The sequence below is a fragment of the Microbulbifer maximicatervae (SeqCode) genome (genome assembly GCF_052467615.1).
Window position 1 is genome coordinate 2,782,701 of record NZ_CP174319.1, and the last position, 13,247, is coordinate 2,795,947.

The following is a 13,247-nucleotide window of genomic DNA, read 5'->3' on the forward strand; positions in this document are numbered from 1 at the left end:
CCTAAAAACTCGGCTAGTTCTCAGTGAAAATAGCTGCCATTAACGAATCGTTTTTGTAGAAAGACCAGAAAAGAAAATCATGGAAATCAAGAACCCAAGTAGTGCCAGATAAGCATCAACCACAAAGGCCCGCTCAATCCCAACAGCGATGTTGGGAGCCATAGCCAGTAAAGTCGCATTAACTCCCAACCCAAGGGCCCCGCCCACAAATTTAAACATATAGATAATCGACCCTGCCAAACTGGAATCACTGGGCCCAACTACGCTAATTGCCGCTGTAACAATCGTAGGACTATATATGCCAATACTGCTGCCAACTATCAAAAGCCCGGGAAGGAAGCGAATATAAGATGCCTGGGGCTCAACAGCCGACAGTAGAAACAGCCCTACACACATACCCAAAGCACCAGCACAAATCAAAATCTTGGCGCCCAACCGCTCGTATAAAGCGCCAGAAATATAGGCTACAACACCAGAGCTGACCATTAATGGTAACAACGCCAACCCAGCCCCAAAGGCAGAAAAGCCCTTCACCTTGATAAATAGCTGCGGGATATAAACCAGGGTCGCAAAAAATGCGATAGCAACAAAGAACATACTGAGTCCAGCGGCGATAAAGCCTCTGTTCTTTATCAATTCACCTGGAATTAGCGCGTTATTAGGATCAACAGTTTCAACAACAGCAAAAAATATCATGAGAAATATGGACAGTACCAATAGGCCCCACACATAGAAGTGGGACAAGCCATACTGAACCACCAGATCCATAGCAAGGAGGAAACTAAATAAAGACCCACAGAGGGTAATAACACCCCAATAGTCAATTTTCTTATTGCTTCTCTGCGTACTAGCTGGAGGATATTTGCTCCAACACAGAAGAATAACCAGCAAAGCAATGGGAATATTAATAAATAATATCCAGCGCCAGCTGGCAAAATCAGCCAACAGACCACCAATCACTGGGCCACTGGCATTGGCCAACCCCGTTGTAGTGAGAATCAATCCTCCGGCCAGCCCGGCCTTATCCCTGGGCAAGAGGGAGAAAATCATACCCAGGATGGCAACCCAGGCCAAGGCTCCCCCCAAACCCATCCATGCACGGGCGAATAATAACGTCCCTATATTTCCCGCAAATCCACCTACAAGGGAAGATGCAGTAAAGATATAGATGCCGGTAATAAACATTCGCCGACGACCATAGATATCAGCCATCCTGCCCGTAGACACAATCAAAACACCATACACCAGGGTATAGGCGTTAACGACCCAATGAATGGTGGTGATATCGACATTGAATGTCTTTTGAATTGCCGGGAGTGCCGGCGAAAATGCCGTATAATCATTGGCAAGAAGAAATGCCGCCAGTAGCAGGGCAAAGAGCCCCCAGTAGTGAGTGGGAGTTAAAGAGCTTTCATTGGATGCCATCGATTAAATCTACAGGTACTTTATATCCAGTATGGTGTATTTGTTCCAACACCCACCCCAGCAAAGCCTCAATTCGTAATCAAAAATCAATATAATTCGAGCCACTATCACATTTACATGACAACAGCTAATGATTACCATTAATTAAGCTACATTCCACTTGAAAAAACAGATTTAAACGAGCTTCATCAATAAGTACATGCCTACAAATTATTACAAAGCGCCTAAAGCCAACCTGGAAAGTAAAACCACTTCTGCGCCCAAAACTATATCCTTCCTTATTGCCCTTAAAGCTACTGCGCTAACCTGCGTCGTATTGCCAACTATTATTGCGGTTTTTTCCTTGCCAGGTGCTTCCGGAATTCAGATTCTTAATGGCACAGTTCCGATGCTGACATTCTATCTGATGACCACCCTGATATCTTTAATCGCCACCCTAACCTACGGGAAACTTGTAGAGTATTTCCTATTAAAGATGCAGAGATATAACCGAATTTCTATGATGTTGGGTGGTGCTCTTCCAAGTATTCTCCTTTCATGTGCTGGAGTTGCGACTTCAGAATCAGGTTTCTTTGCTTCTGCACTTCTTATCGCTTTATATTCAATTCCCATTGCATTTTTATGCCATTACTTTGTTAGAAAATCTGATGAAGGCATAGAAAGCAACTAAAAATCTGCCACCTCACCCTCTCTCAAGAAAAGAAATAAAAGCCTAAGTTCACGCTTGGGAGTTTCTTCTCAGAATATTGATAGTTAATTCCCAGGGAAAACACCCGGCCCATAATCAAAAATCGGAGGGTCATCCTATAACGTCATCCAATATCATTTTAACGATAGTGCTTTGGATGTCAGTGGTAGCTTTGGGTGAAAATAATTCAAGTAATTACCCAGGGATTTGAGAGCCGTCTTTGCCTAACCAGCTATTCAGCAGAGTCCCAAATCGACAAACAGGCAGTAATCCGCTTGATAGAACTTAATATGTTGATTTGTAAGGAAATAGATATGAAAACTTACGCCTCCATTGCTGCGGCAGTCGCTATAGCCATCAGTGGGCACGCTGCCGCCAATACTACCATTGTCAATCAAAATGGCGTCGGGAATTCAGCCCTGTCCAACCAGGTTGACCCATCCACGTCAGGTAACTTTGCGATATTCACACAAATCGGTGACAACAACTCATCGACCACATCTCAGGTAGTCAACACTACGAATAGTGTTATTAACAGCACTCAACTTGGCGACAACAACACTGTTTCATCGATTGATCAAAGCGACGCTACTACATCAACTGTTACCGTACTGCAAAATGGCCAAACCAATTTGTTTAATGCGCTTCAAATTAGCACTACTTCAAGCACTTCAACAACGACACAAACTGGCACCTCCAATCAATATACCACCGTACAAACTAACTCATCTTTGGATAACACCGTAATCACCCAGAATGGTGACTCCAACATGGGTTCCATGGTTCAGTCATCCTCCTCTGGGAATGGGCTTTTTATTACCCAGCTTGGAACAACTAATACCGCAGGAGCAGCTCAATCAACTGAGACTTCCGGCACCATCACGGTACTTCAAGATGGCACATCAAATATGTCGGGAAGTACACAATCTCTCGGAACAGGGAATACTCAAAGTACAACCCAGGTGGGAACGAGTAACACCTCATTAGTTCTTCAATTTACCAGTGTCGGAGATTCTGCTGAATTAATACAGGAAGGTGATTCAAACGATGCAGATATTGAACAAGATTTAGGCGCGGGCAATAGTCTCTACGCTGAACAACTAGGCACCACCAATACGGTCATGACCTTTCAAACTGGTGCGGGTAACGATGGTGAAATTCTCCAGGATGGATTAAGTAACTCAGCAGATCTATCACAGGATGGCGACTTGCTCGTAGCCTATATAGAACAAATCCAGACTTCGAATACTGCAACAATTACCCAAACATCAACCAACAATAATGCCAGTACTATGCAGATGGGTTTCGCCAACACCCATGACACCACCCAGGCAACAAGTGGAAACTCAGCAACTGCTACCCAGCTAGGTACCAGTAATACAGGTACCATCTTGCAGTAATTTATCGGCCGGCTCCTGTGAGACTCAAGCTGGAGCCGGCCATACCTGATGATATAGTGATATTTACTTTGCTATAGTAAATCTTTCAACAATTAAAGCCCCCAGGTTTTTCCCCGCCCCTATTTTAAATGCATAAAAGAAATGACTAACGTAATTAGTCACTTCTTTTTTACACAAGACAAGCTGCAATATAGGCCTGCAACTATCTCTTTAGGGATTTCTTCTCAGTAGATTGATAGTTAAATCCCAAGGAAAATACTGCTCACCTGACCGAAAATCGTTAGGTCATCCTACACCATCACCCAATATCATTTTAACGGTAGTATCTTGGGTGTCAGCAGTAACTTTGGATGGGAACAATTCAAGTAATTACCCAGGGATTTGAGAGCCGTCTTTGCCTAACCAGATATTCCGCAGAGTCCCAAATCGACAAGCAGGCGGTAATCCGCTTGATAAAGATTAATATGTTGATTTGTAAGGAAGTAGATATGAAAACTTACACCTATATTGCTTCGGCACTTGCTTTAGCAATCAGCGCGCATGCTGTCGCCAATACCACGATTGTCAATCAAAATGGCACCGGGAATACAGCAACAGCCAACCAAGCTGACCCCACCACGTCGGGCAACTTCGCGATATTCACTCAAACCGGCGACAACAATTCATCAACCACATCACAGATAACCAACTCTACAAATAGTGTTATCAACAGTACCCAAATTGGCGACAACAATACCGTTTCGACGATTGAGCAAGATAATGCGATCACATCGACAATTACTGTACTGCAAAACGGTCAAACTAATTTATTCGATGCCACTCAAACCAATACCACATCGGTAACTTCGACAACAACACAAATTGGCACTTCCAACCAATTCACCACAACACAACTCAATTCCTCCCTCGATACTGCCACAATCACCCAGAATGGTGATTCAAACACTGGCTCTATTATTCAATCAAACTCTTCGGGGAATGGACTTGTTGTCATCCAACTGGGAACGACTAATGACGTAGGCGGTACCCAGTCAAGTGAAACTTCTAGCACCGCCACCATATTTCAGGATGGCACATCAAATATGGCTACCTTTTTTCAGGTCGCCGTTGGCTCGGGAAATTTCCAGAGCACAATCCAGTTAGGGACAGGTAATACCTCACTCATAACACAATTTACATCTACCGGTGGTACTGCTGAGCTAATACAGGATGGCGATTCAAACGATGCTGATCTTGGACAGCAGGACGGCCTCGGTAATAACCTTTTTGCCGAACAACTGGGTACAACCAATATGGTTTTTGCCATTCAATTTGGTGACAGTAACGATGCTGAGATCGAACAGGATGGCTTAAGCAATTCCTCTACGCTATTCCAGCTTGGAGATTTACTGGTTGCCGATGTGGAACAGATTGGAGATTCCAATACGGTTACGATTAACCAATCAATGACGATGAATACCGCCAACATTATGCAAATGGGCACAACAAACACCCATGATACCACCCAGGCAACATCTGGCAACTCTGCAACCGCTACGCAAGTGGGAACCAGTAACACCGGCACAATCTTGCAGTAGTCCACAGGCCGGTCTCCAGAAACACGAGCGAGGCCGGCCATTTTGTTTGATCTATCGAGGCCTGTATCTCAAGAGAATGACTCCCGCCACCCTATTTAATAGCCGTCAAAATATTACATACTTATACGGCTCAAGCATAAATCCACTTATAGAGTTAAAGCTACATTTCAGGGATCAACTCTAAGGCCAGGGATACTTACCAGTACCCTCTTTCTCAAACTGCTCCAACTTCTCTTTCGCCTGAGGTAAGAGGTCATAGATTGGCGGATTGTTGGATATGAAACCGATCTTGAATTGTGGGGGGTATTTGATGAGTTCTTTCATGTAGTCCCCTGCTGTTGTCATCACCGGCACAAGCATTGGCAAATGACGCACACCGATACTGACATCTTCCTGAGGATTGGAATAAAGGTTAAATAATATTGCCCCGCCACTCTCAACAAAAATGGGACCACTGAACCCGCCCCAGTTTCCCCTCTGTACGACACCATTTTCGATTTCTGCCGTCCATACATATTTGAACTCATCAATACGCATGGCAGAAAAATACTGATTCATCGTATAGGGCCGACTACGGCGTGCAGACTGGCCATTATCCGCCAACAGCATTCCCGTTTGATCGATACCATCGATATATCGATCTTCACTAACAAAACTTGCCACCTCCCTACCGGGCTTGCCCGCTATTGAAATTGCTGTGTTAAAGAGATCAGCCAGATCAAACAACCCTTCAGTTCGGCGCGGCTCTATCATCCCCTTCCAATAGGCAAATGTCGGCACTCTTACTCCACCCTCCCAGCTCGTACCTTTACAACCCCGGAAAGGGGTTCGGCCATAAGGGGGAACCTCGCACTCGGGGCCATTATCCGAGGTGAAGAAAATCAGAGTGTTATCCAGCTGGTTTGTTTCCTGCAAAGCACTAAATAGCTGTGCAAGTACATAATCCATATGTACCATACAGTCGCTATATACTGTACGAGCTCGCGATTTCCCTGCCCATTTATCAGATGGATAATTATCAAAGTGGCAACCTCGGGGGGCGTGATACAAAAAGAATGGCTTTTCAGAGCTTTTCATTTGCCTAATGAAATTTACACTGTAATCCATCCACTGGTCATCGAGCACCTTGATAGTGTCCAGGTCAATCAGATGGAGATCTTCACACCGTTCCGTGTCCTGCGGCGTGCAATGAACCTCACTATGACTAAATGGCTCCTTCTGCATCATGGCAAAGCGCTCTGGAGACAGCGCCACTTCTGGATTGAAATAAACGTCCCGCCATTCCGTATACATATCTGATACACCGAGAAACCCTCGGTAATCGTCATAACCAATATTCTGCGGTAGTGAGCCCTTATTCTCTCCCATATGCCATTTACCGACCCCCTGGGTCACGTAGCCTAACTTTTTGAGTACCGCCGGCATAGTTACCGCTCCGTCCAAGCCACCAGCCTCACCGTACATAGGGGGGCGTAGGATTCCATGGTGTAGCGGATTTTGGCCGGTATGAATCGTAGCCCGTGTTGGCGAGCATGAAGGTGTTGAATAGGCAGAGGTTAAGATAAGCCCCTCATTCGCCAACTTATCCATGGTGGGTGTAGCATTGCCGACAGCAATTCCTCCTCCGTTAAAACCAACATCCATCCAGCCCACATCATCGAGTAGAAATATCAGTATGTTAGGTTTCTTGCCAAACCTTTCTTCCAGAAGTGTCAGCTTCTTTCTAGCTTGCTTTTCTTCCTGCGGATGCTGGATTACGGGATACATATTGTCAGCCAGCTTTACAGGCTTTAAATGCAAAAATTGATCCGGATGGCTGTATCCTGGTGCAGAAGTTGGCCCCGTAGTACTTCCCCGTAAATTCTCTGCCAGAGCAATGGGGCCTGACACCATCAAGATTACAACAAGAGATACAACAAAAGAATTATCAGCCAAGAACCGCAACCAAGACAATTTCATATCCGAGATCCATTTCGTATAAATTTACTATTAGCAATCTCTAAGAACTCAGCCCTTCCTGAGCCGCCAATATTAAACGGCTAACAACCCATACGAGTTAACATCGCTAATACTTGTTGAAGGATAGCCCCGACCACTCGCCCTATCCCTTGCAGTCAACATTTAGAGAGAATGAAAATAGGAAACACGCTCCTAAAGACCGATAAGAAACCGTATTGCCTAAGAGGAATCTAAGCAGCGCGTTAATTACCTTCTCTGGGGCTCCTGAAAGAAGAAAATTGCAATCAAGAACCCTATAAGGACAATAAATCCATCTACCAGTAGTGCCCGGTTCACACCGGTGGCAATATCCGGCGCTGACGCCAATATGGCTGAATTGATCCCCAAACCCACAGCACCACCTAAAAAACGGAACATATAGACAACAGCACCAGATAAACTGGATTTACTGGCCTCCACAGAAGTTATTGCGGCAGTCACAGCGGCAGGGCTAAATATACCTAACCCAATGCCAATCAATAACATGCCCGGCACAAAGACTGGGTAGACAATATGATGACCGTGAACCGAAAGCATAAAAAGCCCCAGACTCATCACCAGGGCGCCTGAACAGAGCAGTAATTTGGGGCCAAACCGCTCATGAATTGCTCCAGATACAAATGCAAAAACGCCAGAAGAGACCATAGCTGGCAACAAAGCCAATCCGGCCTGAAATGCAGAATAATGATGCACGCTAATAAAAAGTAAAGGGATATAGACAAGGGTTGCAAAGAAGGCGATAGCGACAAAAAACACACTAACTCCTGATGCCATAAACACACGATTTCTCACCAAGCTCGCTGGAATAAGAGCATCATCTGCCATTCTAGCTTCAACAAAAGCAAAAGTTATCGCAGCCAATAAAGATATTGCCAGAAGACAGAAAACCAAGAGTCGAGAAATACCTGTCTGAGTCATTAAATCAAGAGCCAACAAAAACAGGAAAAGGGATACGGAGAGAGTTAACACGCCCAAGTAATCAATTCGTTCGTCTTTTTTCTCAAAGCGCTCTGACGGGTACTTCAATATGTAAATAACGACCACAAAGATAGCAATGGGGATATTCAAAAATAAAATCCAGCGCCAGCTCAAAAAATCTGACAGCACTCCTCCAATAACAGGCCCGCAAGCAGTAGCCACACCTAATGCAGCCAAAACAAAGCCCCCAACAAATCCTGCGCGATCAGATGGCAACAGTGTGTAAGCCATCCCCAGCATTGCCGACCAGGCTAATGCACCTCCCAACCCCATCAATACCCTGGCGATTAACAGCACCCCTACCTCACTCGCGAACCCTCCCAATAGCGATGAGCAAGAAAATATACCAACACCAATTAAGAAAACAGTTTCACGCCCATAGATATCCGCCAAACGCCCACTGGTCACAATAATGACTCCATAGGCCAAGGCATAGGCATTCACTACCCAGTGCACAAATGAGATGCGGACAGAAAAGTCTTTGGCGATAGCGGGGAGAGCTGGTGAAAAGGCGGTGAAATCGCTGGCGATAAGGAATACTGATAGGAAAAGGACAAATAGACCCCAGCATTGATTCGCAGAGATATTGCTCTTATTCGCCATTTTTTCTATATCAGCCCCCTAATTCCTATCAAATTAAACTCTAGCTTATAGGAAGAAGTAGTCTCAAACCCAGCTTAAGATCCGAATTATCAGTATAACTTTGAATGCTAAATTAAATGACAACTTAAGCACACCAATAAACAAAGCAAAGGCCGACAAATAATATCGAATCCGATTTAAAGCATGATCTTCTCAATTGGATAACAGGACCTCTAAACATCAGATTAAAATACAAATAACAAAGGTATTAATGAATTCGCATAGTCACTCCAACTAAAATGGAGCACATACTTTAGGAACAGTAGCCATATATACTGGCACTCAAGCTATTATACTTTCATTATTGAGACAACTTTTATAGAGGCAGAAAGACCCACAATCAAATCATTATAAGAAAGGAAAACCTCCAATTTAAAATCAACATTTAAGTAAAATAACGAAGCAGCATTAGACCATCCATGCATACATTTTTTTGTCCAAGCCATCCTATAGGAATAGATGGTAGATAATTACATATGGTATCGAATACTGAGCGCTAATCAACCCTGCATTATTGCAAGCAATTACATTGTCAGCAGGGCCACCCAACCTATAAGCATTTATAACGGTTACCAATTACTCTTAACCCAAAGGCTGGAAAATAAAACTAGCGGGCAGCACCGTCTTTTATAATAAACCACTCATTGTATCAAACTCCCCACGAAATCTTCCGCCCTCCCACTTAGCAGCATCCAGAGCCACAATAAACTTCGAAATAAAGTCAGAGAAATTATCAGCGATAAGAAGCTTAGTATCTTCATCCCTGCCAAAAGCAATTAGCTGGCCATACTTGCCTTTACTATCCGGATCAAAATCAACACCAATATGGTTGCCAGCCCAATCAAAAGTTAAAGGAATCCAATATTTATTAGTATATAGGGGTTTTATATACCCTTCTGGACTGGATTTCATATAATCGGCACAATCTTCATTCATTTCCTCTTCATCCAACTCCCGCCAACCATCCCAACGAAGCTGGATATCAGACGTTGAAAGAAATTGTGATTCGAAGAAAAGTCCTAACCCCCGATAAAACTGGCCATTATGTATCGATAAAAATGCTTTCACATCTACTGGCAACTCGATACCAATATGCTGCTCCAAACTTTCCAATTCCATTTGAGTGCAGCCCGGATTTAGTTGCAATCCATCAGCACAACCCAAAGAAGACAATTTCTGTATGATAGTTTCCCAATAACTTACCATGGCCCACCCACTATTATTCGTGCAAGTTTTTCAAGCTTATCATGGCAACTGAAAAGCCGCCAACTTAAAATGAAAAACATGCTTCAATAGTCTTAACAGGATACAGCGATTCATGTAGATATATTGAGCGCGACACATTAATTACAATCATAGATTTTCCAGCCTCTCAACTCGAATTACTTGTGAATCTGGTTATTTTATTCAGCCTGATATAAAGCACCACCTTACTGATTAAAGAACTACAAGCCAGGGCGCCCCCTAACCGCATCAGAGCAGCCTCCAACACAGAAGCCCGTAAAATGGAACTTTATTACTAGCAATTCCAAACCTCCATCTCATATCCACCCCCAACAAAATCAGCAACAATTATCCTTGCAGTAAGGATACAAAAGGAACTCAGTTCCTGGGAATTTATTATCAACATTAAACGACCTGCCCCTCATGGAAAATATTATTTCTGCATGGCAGAAATATAACCTACCCCCAGACAGAGGAGGATAACCCTGCTGAAAAACTGAATGGCAAAACACCTTATTCAGGTAAAATCATTTAAGGAGCTCGCATACAACCGGCATCCTGGTAAAGAAAAGCTGTAATACCAACAAAAATGGCTTGGAAAAATCTATTAAGCAGCCCATAGAATTATCCCCATTTAGCGCCACCCCAACAATATCGATATTTTAGCGTCAGATAGAGGACACCCCGATATGTCATTTATTGGCATGGGAATTCTCTACCTCACAAAACCATCAGCAGCAAAACGAAATTCACTCAATTTTTTAAATTTATGAGTTGCCCATGAAAATTTCAATATTTATCCCAACAATTCTCTCCCTAGCCATCAGTAATACAGCCCTCTCGGACAATACCTATATTGTTAGTCAAGTGGGCAATGGAAATACTGCTATGGCAGACCAGAGTGACCTTACCATTAGTAACAATTTGGTTGTGCAGACCCAGGTCGGGGATAACAATGACGCTGAAGCGGTACAAATAAATGGAAATACTAACGGCACTGTCATTCACCATCAGCAGGGAAATAATAACTCCACAGATAGCGAACAAGATGGAACTACAAACACTACAGCTATAATAACTATTCTTGGCGACAACAATAATGGACAAACAACTCAGATTTCAACAAGTAACTCGCTAATGCAATACTCCATAACAGGAACTGATAATTCTTCAAGCTCTGATCAAGAATTTACCTCAAACAGTACAATGATCTACACCATGACAGGCACCTCCAATTTCGGCGGTTCACTACAGAGGTCCACTTCTAATACCATAATGACATACACTTTGACCGGCACTAATAACGGTGGTGGTTCTGTACAAGAAGACACATCAAATAGCTCTATGCAATTTACCATGACAGGCAGCGATAATATTGGCTCCTCCGTTCAAAGCAATGTAGATTTTGCTGTTCTGACTGTAGAATCTTACGGCGTTGGCAACGTTGGCACATCGCCGCAGAGTGAGAGTATCAATACCAGTATCACCGTTTTTCAAATGGGTAACGATAATTCTGGAGGTGGTGGAGATCAAAATAGCAGCGCGAATACTAGTGGCGTGGTTGTACAATTCGGGAATGACAATAATGGCTTTGCCGTTCGCGACGCAAGCTCCAACCAGACTAGCACCATAACCCAGTACGGTGACAGTAATAGTTCAATAATAGATGTAACAAGCTCAAACAACAGTGTCGGCCATACATTGCAACAAGGTAGTAATAACGATATTTCAGTTACCACTCAAATAGTTACTGAAAACAACCACTTAATTACTCAAATTGGTGATAACAACTCCGTAGATATTATTCAGTCCGGGTCTACCCATAGTATTGAGGTAATTCAGCTGGGTAATATCAATACCTTGAACAGTGAACAGACCGGTGCCACTTCCAATCTCTTTGCCATTCAGAGTGGTGAAGATAACCTAATTAATTCTCTACAAGATGGCATTGGTGTTTCCTCCACTCTTAGCCAGGCCGGTAATCTCAACGAAATCGATTTAACGCAAAGCGGACAACTAAATACTAGTGGCCTCTCTCAAACTGGAAGCAACAATTTCCTAATGGTAACTCAAACTGGATTCAGCGGCACAGTTAATATTACCCAGCTCGGAGATAATAACAGCGCGACCCATATGCAGTAATTATTCAACACATCAGTACATCTTAATAACCTTGGAAGTGGTGAGCTGCCTCCCCCCTCCAAGGTGCGTTTCTTTTGGGTGAGAAGGAAACTAAACCCAGTGATACAGGAGTCATCCAAGTTTGTTTTCTGTACTTTCAATCATATGCTACTCCCTAATATCGGAAATGCTTTCGAGTAGTAAGTTATACCTATAGCGGACTAAGGCTGAGATGAACCATAGTACTATGAATACAGATATGACCATGGCTTTCCGCTATGAATTCAAGTACTGCTTCTCACCTTTAGTGTCTTACTAGAATGAAACTTCCAGGAGGTGCATCTACTTCAATAGATGAGGCTTCTACACGCAGAGGTAGAACTTCTTTCCTCCTATAAAACAGGAAATACAATTACAAATAAAATCGACTTACACCTTCAATTTGCGACAACTTAATTGCTGATTTTTCAGCATATTTCTTGCTTATCGGCCATCCCTGACAGGCTTTACTCCTGTGTATAATATTCAGTTATTCTTCTACACCAATAAGGAACTACAGGAGGCTTACTCTGCTCATACCTCTTTTGCAACACTTCCGATAATAGCAAAGCTTTGTCTGCTTCGACTGGATTAGCTCGCAGACAACCCAGCAACATCTCACAAGACAAAATCACTTCTTGCCTCCATAAACCATCTCCGCTCTCCTTATCCGGCCTCTCCCTGAACTTCTCAATAATTTTTTCTCCCATTATTATCAAGTCTCCATCCGCACTCATAACCTTCCCTTATTTCCAAGTATTTAGATGTTATTATGGCTCCATAGTGAACTCAAACCCCTCTAACAATAGCTAAATATCCGAGGTTGATAGGTATGAATAACCTCTTATGCTTATCAACAAACACTGAATACACCCATAAATGAGTTTACAATTTGAAAACCTAGTAAATTCACGACCCCATTTACAATGGTATAAATTAGTTTCAAAGAAATAGCATATATTTTTTAACACTTAAATAGTGTTTAGTTCGACTTAAACAATTGGTTAGTGCTAATAAAAACAATGAGCTAGGTCACTCCTTGTTTGATATGGATATCATCAATATACAGGAAGCCTTTATCTTGTCGCTACAGATTGCTCTATCAATTTAAGTAAGTAAAAAGCAATCTTAAGAGTTAAGACTAGTATGAAGCTT

General features: G+C 43.0%; 9 protein-coding genes. 4 read left to right on the plus strand and 5 right to left on the minus strand.

Annotation, left to right across the window (positions count from 1 at the left end; all coding sequences use genetic code 11):
- Positions 1-39: 39 nt before the first annotated feature.
- On the minus strand, positions 40-1,425 hold the full coding sequence (locus tag ACJJIM_RS12405; protein ID WP_444911107.1) for an MFS transporter: 1,386 nt from the start codon (positions 1,423-1,425) through the stop codon (positions 40-42).
- A 199-nt stretch (positions 1,426-1,624) separates the two neighbouring features.
- On the opposite strand from ACJJIM_RS12405, the gene ACJJIM_RS12410 reads away from it, so the two are divergent.
- From ACJJIM_RS12410 to ACJJIM_RS12420, 3 genes are all read left to right on the plus strand, one after another.
- Complete coding sequence (locus ACJJIM_RS12410) at positions 1,625-2,095, plus strand: hypothetical protein (RefSeq protein ID WP_444911108.1); 471 nt, start codon at positions 1,625-1,627, stop codon at positions 2,093-2,095.
- A gap of 194 nt (positions 2,096-2,289) precedes the next feature.
- Positions 2,290-3,513, plus strand: coding sequence for a hypothetical protein (locus tag ACJJIM_RS12415; RefSeq protein WP_444897801.1), 1,224 nt, complete (start codon positions 2,290-2,292; stop codon positions 3,511-3,513).
- Positions 3,514-3,863: 350 nt separating this feature from the next.
- Positions 3,864-5,090 (plus strand): hypothetical protein, encoded by a 1,227-nt coding sequence (locus tag ACJJIM_RS12420; protein WP_444911109.1) that lies wholly within the window; start codon positions 3,864-3,866, stop codon positions 5,088-5,090.
- A 180-nt stretch (positions 5,091-5,270) separates the two neighbouring features.
- Here ACJJIM_RS12420 and ACJJIM_RS12425 read toward each other — a convergent pair whose 3' ends face one another.
- From ACJJIM_RS12425 to ACJJIM_RS12435, 3 genes are all read right to left on the minus strand, one after another.
- Positions 5,271-7,049, minus strand: a complete 1,779-nt coding sequence (locus tag ACJJIM_RS12425) for a sulfatase-like hydrolase/transferase (RefSeq protein ID WP_444911110.1) — start codon at positions 7,047-7,049, stop codon at positions 5,271-5,273.
- Between the two features lie 246 nt (positions 7,050-7,295).
- Positions 7,296-8,669, minus strand: coding sequence for an MFS transporter (locus ACJJIM_RS12430; RefSeq protein ID WP_444911111.1), 1,374 nt, complete (start codon positions 8,667-8,669; stop codon positions 7,296-7,298).
- A gap of 666 nt (positions 8,670-9,335) precedes the next feature.
- A complete protein-coding gene (locus ACJJIM_RS12435; RefSeq protein ID WP_444911112.1) occupies positions 9,336-9,827 on the minus strand; it encodes an SMI1/KNR4 family protein in 492 nt (163 codons plus the stop codon).
- An 885-nt stretch (positions 9,828-10,712) separates the two neighbouring features.
- Here ACJJIM_RS12435 and ACJJIM_RS12440 point away from each other — a divergent pair.
- Entirely contained in the window at positions 10,713-12,074 is a 1,362-nt protein-coding gene (locus ACJJIM_RS12440; protein WP_444911113.1) for a hypothetical protein, read from the plus strand.
- A 485-nt stretch (positions 12,075-12,559) separates the two neighbouring features.
- Here the strand turns inward: ACJJIM_RS12440 and ACJJIM_RS12445 are convergent, their stop codons facing one another.
- Positions 12,560-12,829: a hypothetical protein gene (locus ACJJIM_RS12445; RefSeq protein WP_413662561.1), complete on the minus strand. Its 270-nt coding sequence runs from the start codon at positions 12,827-12,829 to the stop codon at positions 12,560-12,562.
- Positions 12,830-13,247: the final 418 nt, after the last annotated feature.